We start from the raw sequence: 15,796 nt of genomic DNA, 5'->3' as shown, positions 1-15,796 counted from the left end.
AGGCCGTGTGAACTGGATCACGGGTGCCCGGTGAAGAAGCAACCGCTTCCTGGGGCCACCCGTCTAGCAGGTTGCCGTTGAGGCGATACCGGGGGAAATTTCCGTGACTAGGGGGACGAGTGACCGTTGCGCAGCCTGATGTGACTGTGATCATCGGGGCGTACGAAGCGATGCCCTATCTGGTCGAGTGCCTGGCGTCCGTGGAGGCTCAGACCATCGACCGGGCGCGTATCGAGGTCATCGCCGTCGACGACGGATCGACGGACGGTACGGGGGAGTACCTGGAGGAGTTCGCGGCCCGCGCCGCGATGCCGGTCACCGTGATCCGGCAGGACAACTCGGGCGGCCCGAGCGGCCCGCGCAACGTCGGCCTCGGCAAGGCGGCCGGGCGCTACGTCTTCTTCCTCGACGCCGATGACCGGCTCGGCCCCCAGGCCCTGGAGCGGATGGTCGCCATGGCCGACGAGAACGGCACGGACGTCGTCCTCGGGAAGGTCGAGGGCGTCAACCGCAGTGCGCCGAAGTCGATGTGGGGCGAGACGGTGGGCCGCACCGACGTCTTCTCCTCCAACATCAAGTTCACACTGAGCGCGCAGAAGTTGTTCCGCCGTGAACTGCTGGAACGTCACGGCATGCGGTTCGACGAGTCCCTGTGGACCGGCGAGGACGCGCTGTTCACGATGGAGGCGTACCTGCGGGCGGACGGCGTCTCCGTGCTCGCCGACCACACCTGCTACTACCTGGTGGGCCGTGCGGACGGCAAACACGTGACCAGGAGCGGGGGGTACAGCCTGCGCTTCGACTCCGCGCGCGCCCTGATGACCCTGCTCGCGGAGCTGCTCCCCCCGGGGCCCAAGCGGGACACGCTCATGGTCCGCCCTTTCCTGGTCACGCTGCTGCCGCAGTTCGGCCCGCAGTTCCTCAAGGACAGCGAAGACGTGCGGCGCCGCAAGCTTGAACTGGCGAAGCCGCTGATGGACGCGTACTGGAACGACGACGTCGCCCGCCGGCTCAGGGTCCATGAGCGGCTGCGACTGCACCTCGTGGCGGCCGGGCGGCCCGATCTCCTGGAAGAGGTCGTGAAGTTCGTCCGCGCCAAGACGCAGGCCTCCGCGGTCCTGGAGAGGAAGGGCCGCCGCCTCTACCTGGCGTACCCCTACTTCCGCGACACCGCGGCGGGCATACCCGACTCGGTCTACCGCGCCGAAGCCCGCGAGGCCCGTCTCGTCCCGGGCTACCGGGAGGACCCGCTCGACGCCTTCCTGCGCCGCGCGGCCCGCAAGGCCCGCCGGGTCCTGTCCTCCCGCCCCGGCGCGTCAGGCGGACGAGCCGCCGCGGCGTGACTTGCGGACGGCGCGGTGCAGAAAGGGCGGTGGCGCGGGGCGCCGTTCGTCTCGTCGGCGGCTGCGGGTGGTTCGTGCTTGCTCGCGCAGTTCCCCGCGCCCCTGAGACGACCGGCCGCTTCCTGACCGGCGGCTTCCTGACGACGGCTTACTGACCGGCGGCAGCCTGCCCCGTGGCCGCCGTCTGACCGGTGGCGGCCTCCTTGCGCGGGGCGGGGATCTCCGCGGCCAGTCGCTGCGCCATCCGGGCCCGGTGGTCCCGTGCCGCCGAACACAGCGCGCGTACCGCCTCGTTGAAGCGGGCCTGGGCGGTCGGCTCGTCCGGGCCCAGCAGCCGCTCCTTCAGCGCGGCCCGCGCGCCGGCCAGTTCGTCCCGCTCGGGATGCCGTACCCCCGCCAGCAGCCGTGGCACTCCGGCCGCGTCCGGGGTCAGCACGGTCGCCGCGCCCGCCGTCGGGAAGGCCCTGCGGAACGTGTCCTCCGGCAGACCGCTGGTGTTGGCCACCGCGTACGGCTTCCCGCTCGCCAGGAAGTCGCTCACCACGCTCGACACGTCACTGACCAGCAGGTCGGCCTGGTTGAAGCAGGCGTACAGCGCGGGCCGGGCGTCCGTGACGACCTGGTGCTCCCACTCCGGCAACGAGCCCCAGTACGCCTCCTCCCAGGCCGCCGTGGCCCGCGCCACCGCCTGCGCCCGCCCCGGCTCGGGCACGGACTGCGCCAGCATCCGCTCGACCTGATCGGCACCGGCCCGGAAGGAGGAGGTGGTGAGGCGGTCCAACTCCCGGGCGTACCGCTCGAGTTCGCCGTCGGTGGGCGGCCGCTGCCCCGACCGTTCCCGGTTCGCCGCCCGGACCAGCTCCCGGATCCTGAGGTCCGCCGCGCCCGCCCGCGAGTCCACCGACCCGGTCAGCGGATGCGGCTTGTACAGCAGCCGCACGCCCGGATCGGCGAGCAGCGCCCGTACGAGGTTCTCGCCGGCCTCGATCACCGACGTGTTCCCGGGATTGCCGTCCCAGCCCTCCCACGTGGGCGCGTACAGAACGGTCAGGTACGTCCCGGTGGGCGGGCCCGTGTACGGCCGTACGGCGTCCAGCTGCGGGCGGCCGATCTCCACCACGTCCTTGTCCTCCACACCCACCTCGGCCTGCGCGTACCGTTCGCGCGCCGCCGACCCCGCCACCCACACCTCGTCGTACGCCTTCGCGTACGGGTTGCAGGACGACAGCTTGTCGCTCTCGCCGTGGTTGACGAAGGCGTGCTTGAGACTGGGGATGCGCAGCACCTGGGACGTCTTCCCGGAGTTCGACGGGTGGATGAGGATCTGGAGCGTCGACTGTTCCAGCCGCAGCAGCGTGGACACCTTCGGCAGACAGACGATCGGCACGTCCGTCGCCGCGATCTTCTGCACCATGAACCGCTCGCGCAGCACGATCAGCGGCCGGCCCTCCAGCTTCGCGAGCGGTTCCAGCCACATGTTCGCCTGGTACGCCGAGGACGCCCCGCCGGAGAAGTACAGGCCCACGGTCGGCCGGTACTCCGCCAGCCATGCGTCGAACCAGTCGAGGACCTCCTGCTCGCCCACCGGACGGCGGCTCGGCAGCAGCCGTACGACAAGCTCGTACAGGCCCATCAGCGCGAGACCCAGGGACACGGCGACACCCAGGCCCGCACAGCGCGGCTCGCCGGTCGCCGCGGTGGCCAGCAGCCCGGCCGTCGACGGGAGGCCGAAGGCCAGCAGCCGGTGGCCGGCGCGGCCCAGCACCGCGGGCGGTGCGGGAGTCAGGCGCAGCGCGCGGGCGTCGATGTTGCGGGTGAGCACGGGCAGGGTGCGGGTGCGACGGACCAGCACGGAGACCGCCTGGATCGCGCAGTGCAGCGCGTAGAAGACGAGCAGTCCCGCGACGAGGGGGGCGTACGCCGTCTCCCGGTCCTGCTCGCCGACCCGCAGCAGGCCGACGACCAGCAGCAGGTCGCGCAGCACGTGCCGCACGGTGAGATCCGCGTGCGACTTCGCGAACAGCGAGAGTATGTCCCGCTGCCAGCGGTAGAGGACGCCCTCCACGGCCAGTGAGGCGGTCGTCGCGACGAGCAGCAGCGGGATGTGCGGGCGCAGGGCCGCCGCGGCCTGGGCGGCGAACGCGGCGACGAGCACGGCCGCGATGAGCGCTCTGGCCGTGGTCTGGCGGCGGGGGAGCCGCACGGCGGGCCACCGCCGGCGCGTCCTCGCCGAAAGCCGTCGACGGGTGAGACGTGTGAGCACTGCGGTCACTCCAAGGTCATCGCATGGCGGACGCCCGGTTAACGCGCGTCGACCACGGGACGACACGCGCGTGACCGGACCCCTCGGCGACGGCCGCCGCGTCCCACGGAGCCGAGGGGTTCTCGCCCGGCCCGCCCGGTGGGTGACCGGGACGTCACGCACGGCTGTCCGGGGACCGGAACTGACGCGCGTCACCGGGTGCCCTTCGCGTACATTGCGGGCGGGTACCGGGAGTGACGCGAGGGGACGGACAGCACGTGGCAGGGGCAAGGCAGGCCGTGAGCGAGGCCCGCAGGATCGTCGTCAAGGTGGGCTCCTCGTCGCTGACCACCGCCTCCGGCGGACTGGACGCCGACCGGGTCGACGCGCTCGTCGACGTGCTGGCCAAGTGCCGCAGCGGAGGCGAGAGGGAGATCGTCCTGGTCTCCTCCGGTGCCATCGCCGCGGGGCTCGCCCCGTTGGGCCTGCGCCGTCGCCCCAAGGACCTGGCCCGTCAGCAGGCCGCCGCCAGCGTCGGCCAGGGACTGCTGGTGGCCCGCTACACCGCCTCCTGCGCCCGCTACGGCGTCCGTGTCGGCCAGGTGCTGCTGACCAGCGACGACATGAGCCGCCGTGCCCACCACCGCAACGCCTCCCGCACGCTCGACAAGCTGCTGGCGATGGGCGCCCTGCCGATCGTCAACGAGAACGACACCGTCGCCACGGACGAGATCCGCTTCGGCGACAACGACCGGCTCGCCGCCCTCGTCGCCCATCTCGTCCACGCCGACCTGCTGGTCCTGCTCTCGGACGTGGACGGCGTGTACGACGGCGACCCCAGCAGGCCCGGCACCTCGCGGATAACGGAGGTGCGGGAGCCAGCCGACCTGGCCGGAGTGGACATCGGCAGCGCGGGAAAGGCCGGCGTCGGCACCGGCGGCATGGTCACCAAGGTCGAGGCCGCCCGGATCGCGGCCGCGGCCGGTATCCCGGTGGTCCTCACCAGCGCCGTCCACGCCGCCGACGCGTTGTCCGGCGGTGACACCGGCACCTACTTCCACCCGGCCGGCAAACGCTCCGCGGACCGGCTGCTGTGGCTTCAGCACGCGTCCACCCCGCAGGGCGCGCTGGTCCTGGACGACGGCGCCGTGTCGGCGGTCGTCGAGAGGCGGACCTCTCTGCTGCCGGCCGGCATCGCCTCCGTCGAGGGCGACTTCACCGCCGGCGACCCGGTCGAACTGCGGGACGGCGAGGGTCACGCGGTGGCCCGCGGGCTCGTCAACTTCGACTCCAGGGAGATCCCCCGACTGATCGGCCGCTCCACCCGGGAACTCGCCCGCGAGCTGGGTCCGGCGTACGAGCGCGAGGTCGTCCACCGGGACGATCTGGTGATCCTGCACCCCTGACCACGGCACCCGAAAACGGGGTGAACGACCCGGGAAGGTCGTCGCCCTGAGGTGGACGTTCCGCAAAACCGCCACGCGAGCCCTTGCGGCCTGCTCAACTTTGACTCAGGGACACAAGCCGACCGACCCCCGGGTCGTTCCGTGCGTAAAGGAGGCCGTCGTGAGACGAGTGCGCCCTGGGACAGGGGCAGCGGCGTCCCGCGGCGGTGGCGCCGCGGGCACGTCCGCGCGCGTGGTCGGCGATGAGCGTGCCCTGACGAGCGTCGCGGCCGACGCCCGCTACGAGGGCGATCCCGAGAACCTGCCGCGTCTGTGGCACGTCACCCTGAGCGTCTCCGGCGGCGAGGCGCCGATCACCGAGGTCCGGCGTGCCCTCGAACAGCTCGCCCACGACCACCCCTTCCTTCTGACCAGCAGATACGCGAACGACCACGCCGAGATCCGGTACTGGGAGGAGGCCCGCGACCTGCACGACGCTGCGGCCGTCGCCCTGCGGCTGTGGGGCGAGCACCGGCAGACCGCCGGGCTCCCGCCGTGGGAGATCGTCGGCCTGGAGGTCATCGACCGCCAGACCTACCACCAGCGCATCTCCAAGGGGTACGGTCCGGCGCCGGCGACACCGGTGGGCGTTCATCCCTTCTGACCGGCGTGCTCCCCGGTCCTGACGGGCGCGTCCCGCGGGCCGCACCCGTTTTCGCGGGGTCTGTGAGGTCTGCGGGGCTTGTCTCGGGGTGTGGGATGAGCCGTGAACGCGCCCGTCCGGCGCACTACGCTTCCCTCATGACCACGCTCTCGCCGTACGACTCCATGTCCCCGGTCACCCGGGCCGCCTACCGGGCCAAAGCCGCCGCCGCCGACCTCGCGCCGCTCCCGCGGGGCGAGAAGGACGACGCGCTGCTCGCCGTCGCGGACGCGCTGGAGGTCCGTACGAGCGAGATCGTCGAGGCCAACGCCCTGGACATCGCAAAGGCCCGGGAGGCCGGCACCAGCGACGCGATCATCGACCGGCTGACCCTGACCCCGGAGCGGGTACGGGCCATCGCCTCGGACGTGCGGGACGTGGTCGCGCTGCCCGACCCGGTCGGCGAGGTCGTACGCGGCTCGACCCTCCCCAACGGGATCGACCTGCGCCAGGTCCGGGTACCCCTCGGCGTCGTCGGGATCATCTACGAGGCCCGCCCGAACGTCACCGTCGACGCCGCCGCCCTCTGCCTGAAGTCCGGCAACGCGGTCCTGCTGCGCGGCTCGGGCTCGGCGTACGAGTCGAACAGCGCCCTGGTGAAGGTGGTCCGGGACGCCGTGGGCGGGGCCGGGCTGCCCGCCGACGCGGTGCAGCTGGTGCCGGGCGAGAGCCGCGAGAGCGTGCGCGAGCTGATGCGGGCCCGTGGCCTGGTGGACGTGCTGATCCCGCGGGGTGGAGCGTCGCTGATCCGGACCGTGGTCGCCGAGTCCACTGTCCCGGTCATCGAGACCGGCACCGGCAACTGCCACGTCTACGTCGACGCGCACGCCGACCTCGACATGGCGATCGACATCCTGATCAACTCCAAGGCGCACCGGGTCAGCGTCTGCAACGCCGCCGAGACCCTCCTCGTGCACCAGGACATCGCGTCCGAGTTCCTGCCCCGGGCCCTGGACGCCCTCGCCGAGGCGGGCGTGACCGTGCACGCCGACGAGCGGGTGCTGGCGTACGCCAAGGACTCCAAGGCGACGGTCGTCGAGGCCACCCCGGAGGACTGGGAGACGGAGTACCTGTCCTACGACATCGCCGCCGCGGTGGTGGACTCCCTGGACAAGGCCGTCGAGCACATCCGGCTGTGGACCTCAGGCCACACCGAGGCCATCGTCACCACCTCGCAGCAGGCCGCCCGCCGCTTCACCCAGTTGGTCGACTCCACGACGGTCGCGGTCAACGCCTCCACCCGGTTCACGGACGGCGGCCAGTTCGGCTTCGGCGCGGAGATCGGCATCTCCACGCAGAAGCTGCACGCCCGGGGGCCGATGGGCCTGCCGGAGCTGACCAGCACCAAGTACATCGTCACCGGGGACGGACACGTGCGGCGCTGAGGGGCGCGCGGGGATCCGGCGTTCGAGGCGTATGCGTGTGGTATGCGCCAGGCGCATATGCCAGTGCGCGGGGACGGCATCTCATCCGCCGGATGAATTTCCATACCGTCTGCCCAAATTGACCCCTCCGGTCTACTCTGGATCCGTGCCGGAGGACGTGGGGGGTTCGCCGTTCCCTGACGGCTGGGAGCCCGACGACGACCACGACCGCGGGGTGTCGGACGAAGAGTTCGCCTCCGTGGTCTTCGACGACGCCTTCGTACGGGCGGCCGTGGTGCACGAGCCGACCGCCGTGGAGCGCCTCCTGGCCGCCGCGCAGGCGAGAGCGGAGGCATCCGAGGCCGAGGCCCGCCGAGCGGCCCTCGGCAGGGGCGAGCGCTACGAGGACGGGTTCGGCCCCGACGACCCCGGCGGTTTCCGCCATGATCCGGACCTCGACGACCTGGACGACAGCGACATCCTCGAAGGCCGCTACGGCACCTCCGGGACGTACGGCAAACAGGTCCGCTGGCACCGCCCCATCGCTTGGCTGCTCGCGATCGTGATGGGGATCGGCATGGTGGCGCTGGCCTTCGCGGCGGTCTACCGGAGTGCCTCCTCCGGCGGCCGGGACCAGGTCCCGGCGCCCGCGTCGACCGGGCTGGAGCAGGGCACCGCGGCGGCACCGTCCGCATCAGCCGACTACTCCCGGCCCGCCGTGCCCGCCGAACCGCGCACGCCCTGAGCACCCACCGGCCGGTCCTGGCCGCTTCCCGGTGAGAACCTGTCAGAAGTTGTCGTGTACCAGGGCGTTTACCTGACCTCCCGGCGACCTACTCTGAAGATATGGGAGGGCCTGGAGAACCACCTGACGGTGCACCCGAGGGCAGCCCCGGAGGTGGCGAGGACGAGTACCGGTCCGTCGTCTTCGACGAATCGTTCGTTCGTGCTGCCCGCCTCCAGGAGTTCTCCGCCCAGGAGCGCATTGCCGACCACGCGCCCGCCGTACGCCGTAGGCCGCCCCTGCGCCGCGGGCTCTCCCGGCAGGCCCTGGTGCTGGTCCTGCTGATCGCTCTCGCCTTCGGCACCGCGATCTACATGGGCGTCCGTCACCCCTACCAGAGCCCCGCCGCCCGGCAGCCCGTCGAGCCCCTGCGCATGACCGTGATCCCGCTCGCCCCGCAGGGCAAGGTGCCCGGGCACACCGACCCCGAGTACCTGTACGCGCACAGCCCCGCCGCGCAGTACCGCGTCGGCGCCGAGGGGATTCCGCTGCCGGCCTCGCGTCGCACCGCGCACTTCTCCGACAGCCAGGTGGTGACCGCCCTGACCACCGCCAAGGACTACCTGGTCCGCTCCTCGCTCGACCCGGGCATCCTCACCGGCGAGCAGACCCGCCCCGTGCGCGTCCTGCTGGACACCGACCAACTCGACCAGTTCGACCAGAGTTTCGCCCAGCCCACCGCCGACGGCAGGCACGCGCCCACCGGATGGCTGGTTCGCTTCGACCCCGCCGCTGCCGAACTGGCCGACCGGAGGATCCGCGTCCAGGGCTCCCTGCAGGCCGCCGAGACCGACTCCTCCACGCTGGAGGTCACCGCGGACCACACCTTCGTCTACGCGCTGCGCCCCACCGGCGCCGCCGCCGGGGCGAAGGCCTCGCTGTTCACCGTCCGGCGTGAGCTGCACTTCCGCTTCGACCGGGAGGACCTGCGGCTGCACACCGCCCAGCTCGTCGTCTCCTACGTGCAGGCCGGGCCGCTGTCCTGCGCCGAGGACTCCACGAACCGCCTGCGTCCGCTGCTGGCGGGCCAGACCGCGAAGGCGGGCGGCCCGGCCGGTACGGACCCCTACGCGACGGGCAGCGCCCCGGCGCTGTGCGGGTCCCTGGCGACCAGCGCGCAACCGAAGGTGTGAACCCCCGCCGTAGGCTCAGTCGTCGTCGCGCGGCGGAGTGTCCGTCGGGCGCTGGTCCGTCGGAGGCTGGTCGGCCGGCTGGTCCTTCGGTGCCGAGCCCGCGAAGCCGCCGAAGCCGCGCCGCACCCGGCCGCCCAGGTCTCCCGCCCCGCCGGCTATGTCGCTGACCAGCTTCATCAGCGGGTCCTTGGAGCCCTTGACGTTGCTCGCGTAGCTCGCCGCCGACTCGCGGAACGAGTCCGTGACCGAGGTGTCCTTGTCCTCGCTGCGCCGCGGGTAGTGGCCGTCCATGAGCCGCTGGAAGTCGCGGGACTCGGACCACTTCTTCAGCTCGGCCGCCCGGACGGTGGTGAACGGGTGGGTACGCGGCAGCACATTGAGGATCTTCAGCACGGAGTCCCGCAGGTCGCCGCCGGCCTCGTACTCGTCGGCCTGCTTCAGGAACGAGTCCACGTTCATCTCGTGCAGATGGTTGCCGCCGGCAAGCTTCATCAGGCCGCGCATGGAGGCCCTGAGGTCCTGGCCGACCAGCAGACCGGCGCGGTCCGCCGACAGCTCCGACTTGCGGAACCACTCGCGCAGCGCGGTCACGATCGCCATGATCGCCAGGTTCCCGAGCGGGATCCAGGCGACCCGGAGGGCGAGGCTGGTCAGGAACAGCAGGATGGTCCGGTAGACGGAGTGGCCGGACAGCGCGTGCCCCACCTCGTGTCCGACGACCGCCCGCATCTCCTCCTCGTCCAGCAGCTCGACGAGGCCCGTGGTGACGACGATGATCGGCTCGTCCAGGCCGATGCACATCGCGTTCGGCTGCGGGTCCTGGTTGACGTACATCGGCGGGACCTTCTCCAGGTCCAGGATGTAACAGGCGTCCCGCAGCATGTCGTTGAGGTGCGCGAACTGCTCGTCGGACACGCGCACGGAGTCGGACAGGAACAGCAACCGCAGGCTGCGCTCGGGCAGCAGACCGCTGAGCGCCTTGAAGACCGTGTCGAAACCGCTCAGCTTGCGCAGCGCCACCAGGGCGGAGCGATCGGCGGGGTGCTCGTACGCACGCGAGGAGATCCCCGGGAAGCGCCTGCGCTGCCTGCTCGGTACGTTCTCGTGGCCGTTCTGCTCGTGCCCGTCGGACATGCCGTCCCCCCATGTGCGTGTGAGTGGCCCTTTGCGGACCCTTGTGCGGCCCTTTGCGCCCCCGAAGCAGAGCCCAGCCTAGGCGGCGCTACCGTGGACGGGCACTACAGCGAAGGAGTTCCACGCCATGGAGCACAACTCCGCGGCCGCCTGGTTCGGCGAGGCCGCGAACGCCGCCGAGCAGCAAGGCTCCGGGGATCTGCTCCGGATCGTCCTGGTCGTGATGATGCTGGGGTGTGCGCTGACCGCGTGGTTCCTGCTGCGGGGCTACAAGCGGAAGGACGACTGAGGCGGCACGAAGGTTCCCCGACGCGGAGCCGCCGTGATGCCTCTTGCGCCGCCCGCTTACGATGAGCTGACATCTTTATCCCGCCCTCCCCCACTCTCGACCTCGCTCGAGCGGGGGGACCTCCATCGGATAGGTTCTGCCGAAGATGAGCTTCCACAGCACCGCTGCCCAGTTGGTCACCCTCGCCGCCGAGGGCGAGGAGCGTGGTGGCAACCACGAGAGCCTCAACCCGCTGGTGACCGGAGGCGGCGCCCTCCTCGTCCTGCTGCTTCTGCTGTGGATCACCACCCGTTTCAACCGCGACCGCTGAGTCGGGCGAAGGCCCGGCCGGCATCCGGCACGAGTCCGGCGGGCCCCGCTTCCCGGGCCGCCCCCGGGGAGCTGTCGGCCGGGGCCCTCAGGCCGGGCCGGTAGGGTCTGCACGCATGGGAGAGCAGGACATGCCTACCGGTCCGGCGAACGACATGCCGAACGGCGCGCAGGACGGTCCGGTCGACAACACGACCGACGACCGTCAACACGACGCCGCCGGGAACGCCACGAGCGATACCGCCGACGGACGGACGAGAGCCGCCACGAACAGCCCGCGCAACGCCGTCGGGGACGGTTCGGCGAGCGGCGGCGGCAAGCGACTGCCGGTCGGCCCGGGCAACGGCCCGTCGAATCCCGGCAAGCGGCGCCTCGGCGTGATGGGCGGAACGTTCGACCCGATCCACCACGGGCACCTCGTCGCGGCCAGCGAGGTCGCCGCCCAGTTCCATCTGGACGAGGTGGTGTTCGTCCCGACCGGCCAGCCGTGGCAGAAGAGCCACCGCAAGGTCTCCGCGGCCGAGGACCGCTATCTGATGACGGTCATCGCGACCGCGGAGAACCCCCAGTTCTCGGTCAGCCGCATCGACATCGACCGCGGCGGTCCGACCTACACCACGGACACCCTGCGCGACCTGAAGGCGCTCAACCCCGACACGGACCTCTTCTTCATCACCGGCGCCGACGCCCTCGGCCAGATCCTGACCTGGCGGGACGTGGCGGAACTGTTCTCCCTGGCGCACTTCATCGGGGTCACCCGGCCGGGCCACGTCCTGTCCGACCCCGGCCTTCCCGAAGGCGGTGTCTCGCTCGTCGAGGTGCCCGCCCTCGCGATCTCCTCCACCGACTGCCGAGCGAGAGTCGCCAAGGGCGACCCCGTCTGGTATCTGGTGCCGGACGGAGTCGTGCGCTACATCGACAAGCGCGAGCTGTACCGCGGCGAGTGAGCCGAGAGGGGCACCGGTGAACGACCGATACGACGCGGGGTACGGGGACGACCAGTACCAGCTCGTCGGCTACGACGAGTACGGCCAACCCGTGTACCAACAGGCCCAGCCCCACCAGGGCCGGCCCGCACAGGCTCCGCAGCAGTCCCAGCAGGACGCCCGGCAGCCGTACGACCCGTACGCGCAACAGGGCTACGGATACGACCCGTACGCCAACGGCGGGCAGCAGGCCCCGGGGTACGACCCCTACGGCACCGGCCTACAGGCGCCCATGCCGCCCTACGACCCCTACGCCACCGGTACCCAGCACGGCGGCGGCCAGGCGCCCTCGTACGACCCCTACGGCCAGAGCGCCACCTCCGGGCAGCAGCCCCGAGTCGCCGAACAGACCGCCTACATCCCGCAGCAGGCCGGCCCCACCCAGGAACCGGTGGCTCCCGGGCCCGACCAGCGCGCCGGAGCCGACGGCGACCGTCGCGCCGGCCCCGACCGGGCATCCGCCGACGGGGACGAAGGCAACTACCACACCGAGCAGTTCGCGTTCGTCGAGGAGCCCGACGGCGACTCCGAGGACGTCATCGACTGGCTGAACTTCACCGAGAACCGCACCGAGCGCCGTGAGGAGGCCAAGCGCCGCGCCCGCAGTCGTCTCATCGCCCTCGTCGTGGTCCTGGGGCTGGCCGCCGTCGGTGGCGTCGGCTACCTCGGATACGCCGGGAAGCTGCCCGGACTCTCGTCGTCGTCCGACAGCAAGGCCGGCACCGCTACGGCCGCCGGCGCCCAGAAACGCGACGTGATCGTCGTACATCTGCACAACACGGCGAAGGGCGGCACCTCCACGGTCCTGCTCGTCGACAACACCACCACCAAACGGGGCACCACCGTCCTGCTGCCCAACTCCCTCGTCGTGACGGACGACGACGGCACCACGACCACCCTCGCGAAGTCGGTCGACGACGACGGCTCCTCCGGTACCCGCGACGCCCTCGACACCGTCCTCGGCACGGACATCCAGGGCTCCTGGCGTCTGGACACCCCCTACCTGCAGAACCTCGTCGACCTGGTCGGGAACATCGACGTGGACACCAACGCCGAGGTGCGCGACCCGAAGGCCAAGAACAAGGGCGAGGCACCCCTGGTGAGCAAGGGCAAGGCCCAGACGCTCAGCGGAAAGGCGGCCGTCGCCTACGCCACCTACCGCGCCCCCGGAGAGGCCCAGGACGCCCAGCTGGAGCGGTTCGGTCAGGTCATGCAGGGGGTGCTGCGCAAGCTCTCCTCCGACCCCACCGCCGCGACCACCACCGTGCAGACGCTCGCGCAGATCCTCGACCCGCCGCTGACGGACAGTGACCTCGGCACCTTCCTCGCCAAGCTCGCCGACCTCGCCAAGGGCGGCGACTACCGGACGACCCTGATGCCCGTCCAGAACGACGGCACCCTGAACGCCGACGCGAGCGCGAGCGTGGTCAAGGACGTCCTCGGCGGCACCGCGAAGAGCCCGGACAAGGACGCGGCCGTCAGTGTCTTCGTCCAGAACGCCACCGGCGTCACCGACAACACCGAGAAGGCCCGCGTCGTCCTCCTCAACGGCGGGTTCACCTTCCTGGGCGGCGGCAAGGCCTCCGCCACCCAGGCCACGTCCAAGGTCGTCTACGCCGACGCCGCCGACAAGGAGAACGCCGTCGAGGTCGCCAAGACCCTGGGTCTGCCCGCCGGCTCCGTCGGTAAGGGCACGGTCTCCTCGGGCGACGTCGCCGTGGTCCTCGGCCAGGACTACAAGCCGACGTCCTCCTAGCGCGGGCCACTGACTATGGGCGGTACCCCACGTGCGGCGGCCATCACGTGGGGTGCCCTCGTCCGGCCGTGAGACCCTTGGGGTCAATCGACCGCCGACCGAAAGCCTTGTAGTGACCGCGACTGACCGCTCCCTTGAACTCATCACCACCGCCGCCCAGGCGGCCGCCGACAAGCTCGCCCACGATGTGATCGCCTACGACGTCAGCGACGTGCTGTCGATCACGGACGCCTTCCTGCTGGCCTCCGCACCCAACGACCGCCAGGTCAAGTCCATCGTCGACGAGATCGAGGAACGGCTGCAGAAGGAGCTCGGCGCCAAGCCGGTGCGCCGGGAGGGCGATCGCGAGGCCCGCTGGATCCTGCTCGACTACATCGACATCGTCGTGCACGTCCAGCACAGCGAGGAGCGGGTCTTCTACGCCCTGGAACGGCTGTGGAAGGACTGCCCCGAGATCGAACTGCCCGCCGACGCCACGGCCACCCGCGGCAAGGCCGAGGAACACGCCAAGCTGCAGGCCGAGGAGGACGGCGCCGACTTCGGAGACCAGCGGTGAGCGCGTCCTCGGTCGCCGACGCGGGACGCAAGCCGGGCCGGGGCCGCCGCGTCATCCTCTGGCGGCACGGCCAGACCTCGTGGAACGTGGAGCGCCGCTTCCAGGGCACCACGGACGTCGAGCTCACCGAGACCGGCCTCGGCCAGGCCCGCCGCGCCGCCCGGCTGCTCGCCTCCCTCAGGCCCGACGCGATCGTCGCCTCCGACCTCCGGCGGGCCGCGCACACGGCCGCCCAGCTCGCCGAGCTCACCGGGCTGGACGTGACCCACGACGAGGGCCTGCGCGAGACCTACGCGGGCGTCTGGCAGGGCCTGACGCACGAGGAGATCATCGCCCGGTACGGCGACGAGTACGCCGGGTGGAAGCGCGGTGAGGCGGTGCGCCGCGGCGGGGGCGAACTGGAGTCCGAGGTCGCCGACCGGGCCGCCCCCGTCGTGCTGCGGCACGCCGAGAAGCTGCCCGAGAACGGCACGCTGGTCGTGGTCAGCCACGGCGGCACGATCCGCACCACGATCGGACGTCTCCTCGGCCTGGAGACCCACCACTGGGAGAGCCTCGGCGGACTCTCCAACTGCTGCTGGTCCGTCCTCGGCGAGGGCGTTCGCGGCTGGCGTCTCCTCGAACACAACGCCGGCACCCTCCCGGAGCCGGTGCTCGGCGACGACGACTGAGCGGCCCGTCGGTCCCCGGCACGGGGCCCTCACGGGCCCGGGAACCCGGATTTCACTTTCCGGCAGGTCGCAGGCTAAAGTTCTTCTTGTTCGCCCCGCCGAGCGGGGCGAGACACCATGCGGCTCCGCCGCGTGGCCGCAAGGGGCTATAGCTCAGTTGGTAGAGCGCCTGCATGGCATGCAGGAGGTCAGGAGTTCAATTCTCCTTAGCTCCACAGATCGACACTCTGTTGAGTTGTCAAAGATCAGTTGATGAAGATCCCGCCCCTCAGGGGGCGGGTTTTTTCATGCCAGGCGGCGACCCGCCACTCACACCGCTCCCTCAACTGATCGTCTTCCGGCCGGTGCCGGGTGCAGGGTGCCGGGTCGGCGGTGATGATCCCGCAGGTGCTCAGCCTGATCCAGTGTCACTTCACCGGCGAGGCCAGGGCCAGGGCGCTCGGCGCCAATGCGGCGGTCCTCGCCGTCGGCGCCGCCGCCGGGCAGGTCGTCGGCGGAGTCCTGGTCGGCGTGGACCTGTTCGGCACCGGCTGGCGGCCGGTGTTCCTCGTGAACGTGCCGGTGGGTCTCGCCCTGCTGCTGGTCGGCGGCCGTGTCACTTTTCACAGTGCCGCTGGTGCTCGGGCAGGAACAGGACTGGCCGCTGTGGTCCTGGCTGTCGCCGGCGACGGGCGCACTGCTGTTCGGGCTGTGCTGCGTGTACGAGTCACGGCTGGCCCGGCGCGGCGGAGCCCCGCTGATCGCCCCGCGCTGGCCGTCGTGGTCGTGGGCCTCGACCTGAGGGGCGGCGGCGACGGCGGCGCGCTGCTGTACGTCGCGTACGCCGGCGTGGGGGCCGGGCTCGCGCTCGCCTTCAGCCCGACGCTCACCCGCGCTCTCGCGACGGTGGCACCCGAGAACGCGGCGGACGCCAGCGGTCTGCTCGCGACCGTCACACCACTCGGCCAACTGACCGGAGTCGCGGTCTTCGGCACACTGTTCTTGAACCGGCTTGAGTCACTCGCGGCCTCCGGGGCGTATACCTCTGCGGAGGCGCTTTCAACGTGCGTGTTCGCGCTGGCCGGGACGGCCGCGGTGGGGGCCGTGTCCGGACTGGTACTGAGGCGTCGCTGACCGTATTGGCCCGGCCGTGGCAGAATCA

14 protein-coding genes, 1 tRNA gene and 1 pseudogene are annotated in these 15,796 nt (G+C 71.4%); 14 read left to right on the top strand and 2 right to left on the bottom strand.

Annotation, left to right across the window (positions count from 1 at the left end; all coding sequences use genetic code 11):
* The first annotated feature begins 119 nt into the window (after window positions 1-119).
* Window positions 120-1,343 (top strand): glycosyltransferase family 2 protein, encoded by a 1,224-nt coding sequence (locus tag ABZ027_RS19345; protein WP_356769788.1) that lies wholly within the window; start codon window positions 120-122, stop codon window positions 1,341-1,343.
* A 148-nt stretch (window positions 1,344-1,491) separates the two neighbouring features.
* Here the strand turns inward: ABZ027_RS19345 and ABZ027_RS19340 are convergent, their stop codons facing one another.
* On the bottom strand, window positions 1,492-3,546 hold the full coding sequence (locus ABZ027_RS19340) for a hypothetical protein (RefSeq protein ID WP_356769786.1): 2,055 nt from the start codon (window positions 3,544-3,546) through the stop codon (window positions 1,492-1,494).
* Between the two features lie 338 nt (window positions 3,547-3,884).
* Here ABZ027_RS19340 and proB point away from each other — a divergent pair, with 338 nt between their 5' ends.
* From proB to ABZ027_RS19315, 5 genes are all read left to right on the top strand, one after another.
* Complete coding sequence (gene proB, locus ABZ027_RS19335; protein WP_356769822.1) at window positions 3,885-4,991, top strand: glutamate 5-kinase; 1,107 nt, start codon at window positions 3,885-3,887, stop codon at window positions 4,989-4,991.
* Between the two features lie 169 nt (window positions 4,992-5,160).
* On the top strand, window positions 5,161-5,634 hold the full coding sequence (locus tag ABZ027_RS19330) for a hypothetical protein (protein WP_356769820.1): 474 nt from the start codon (window positions 5,161-5,163) through the stop codon (window positions 5,632-5,634).
* Window positions 5,635-5,771: 137 nt separating this feature from the next.
* Window positions 5,772-7,058, top strand: a complete 1,287-nt coding sequence (locus ABZ027_RS19325) for a glutamate-5-semialdehyde dehydrogenase (protein WP_356769784.1) — start codon at window positions 5,772-5,774, stop codon at window positions 7,056-7,058.
* 145 nt (window positions 7,059-7,203) lie between these two features.
* Complete coding sequence (locus tag ABZ027_RS19320; RefSeq protein WP_356769782.1) at window positions 7,204-7,782, top strand: hypothetical protein; 579 nt, start codon at window positions 7,204-7,206, stop codon at window positions 7,780-7,782.
* A gap of 101 nt (window positions 7,783-7,883) precedes the next feature.
* The gene (locus ABZ027_RS19315; protein WP_356769780.1) at window positions 7,884-8,954 is read left to right on the top strand and encodes a hypothetical protein; all 1,071 of its coding nucleotides are present in this window, start codon (window positions 7,884-7,886) and stop codon (window positions 8,952-8,954) included.
* Window positions 8,955-8,969: 15 nt separating this feature from the next.
* Here the strand turns inward: ABZ027_RS19315 and ABZ027_RS19310 are convergent, their stop codons facing one another.
* The gene (locus ABZ027_RS19310; RefSeq protein ID WP_356769778.1) at window positions 8,970-10,088 is read right to left on the bottom strand and encodes a M48 family metallopeptidase; all 1,119 of its coding nucleotides are present in this window, start codon (window positions 10,086-10,088) and stop codon (window positions 8,970-8,972) included.
* Between the two features lie 127 nt (window positions 10,089-10,215).
* Here ABZ027_RS19310 and ABZ027_RS19305 point away from each other — a divergent pair, with 127 nt between their 5' ends.
* From ABZ027_RS19305 to ABZ027_RS19270, 8 genes and pseudogenes are all read left to right on the top strand, one after another.
* Entirely contained in the window at window positions 10,216-10,377 is a 162-nt protein-coding gene (locus ABZ027_RS19305; RefSeq protein ID WP_356769776.1) for a hypothetical protein, read from the top strand.
* Window positions 10,378-10,522: 145 nt separating this feature from the next.
* Entirely contained in the window at window positions 10,523-10,687 is a 165-nt protein-coding gene (locus ABZ027_RS19300) for a hypothetical protein (RefSeq protein ID WP_356769774.1), read from the top strand.
* A gap of 379 nt (window positions 10,688-11,066) precedes the next feature.
* A complete protein-coding gene (nadD, locus tag ABZ027_RS19295) occupies window positions 11,067-11,633 on the top strand; it encodes a nicotinate-nucleotide adenylyltransferase (RefSeq protein ID WP_356769818.1) in 567 nt (188 codons plus the stop codon).
* 16 nt (window positions 11,634-11,649) lie between these two features.
* On the top strand, window positions 11,650-13,428 hold the full coding sequence (locus tag ABZ027_RS19290) for a LytR C-terminal domain-containing protein (RefSeq protein WP_356769772.1): 1,779 nt from the start codon (window positions 11,650-11,652) through the stop codon (window positions 13,426-13,428).
* 112 nt (window positions 13,429-13,540) lie between these two features.
* The gene (gene rsfS, locus ABZ027_RS19285; protein WP_356769770.1) at window positions 13,541-13,984 is read left to right on the top strand and encodes a ribosome silencing factor; all 444 of its coding nucleotides are present in this window, start codon (window positions 13,541-13,543) and stop codon (window positions 13,982-13,984) included.
* The gene (locus tag ABZ027_RS19280; protein ID WP_356769768.1) at window positions 13,981-14,655 is read left to right on the top strand and encodes a histidine phosphatase family protein; all 675 of its coding nucleotides are present in this window, start codon (window positions 13,981-13,983) and stop codon (window positions 14,653-14,655) included. Before rsfS ends, ABZ027_RS19280 begins: the two co-directional genes overlap by 4 nt.
* 142 nt (window positions 14,656-14,797) lie before the next feature.
* Window positions 14,798-14,870 (top strand) — tRNA-Ala (locus ABZ027_RS19275).
* A 136-nt stretch (window positions 14,871-15,006) separates the two neighbouring features.
* A pseudogene (locus ABZ027_RS19270) lies at window positions 15,007-15,768 on the top strand (MFS transporter); the annotation flags it as partial.
* Window positions 15,769-15,796 lie beyond the last annotated feature (28 nt).

The organism is Streptomyces sp. NPDC006332 (genome assembly GCF_040612855.1).
Taxonomy (GTDB): Bacteria; Actinomycetota; Actinomycetes; order Streptomycetales; family Streptomycetaceae; genus Streptomyces.
The sequence above is the reverse complement of the archived record's forward strand: the minus strand, read 5'-3'. Positions and strand labels throughout refer to the sequence as shown.

What these genes read in the sequence shown, in the direction of transcription:
- ABZ027_RS19300 (WP_356769774.1), top strand. Translation starts at nt 10,523, where the DNA reads ATGAGCTTCCACAGCACCGCTGCCCAGTTGGTCACCCTCGCCGCCGAG.
- ABZ027_RS19315 (WP_356769780.1), top strand. Translation starts at nt 7,884, where the DNA reads ATGGGAGGGCCTGGAGAACCACCTGACGGTGCACCCGAGGGCAGCCCC.
- ABZ027_RS19305 (WP_356769776.1), top strand. Translation starts at nt 10,216, where the DNA reads ATGGAGCACAACTCCGCGGCCGCCTGGTTCGGCGAGGCCGCGAACGCC.
- ABZ027_RS19310 (WP_356769778.1), bottom strand. Translation starts at nt 10,088, where the DNA reads ATGTCCGACGGGCACGAGCAGAACGGCCACGAGAACGTACCGAGCAGG.
- nadD (WP_356769818.1), top strand. Translation starts at nt 11,067, where the DNA reads ATGGGCGGAACGTTCGACCCGATCCACCACGGGCACCTCGTCGCGGCC.
- ABZ027_RS19325 (WP_356769784.1), top strand. Translation starts at nt 5,772, where the DNA reads ATGACCACGCTCTCGCCGTACGACTCCATGTCCCCGGTCACCCGGGCC.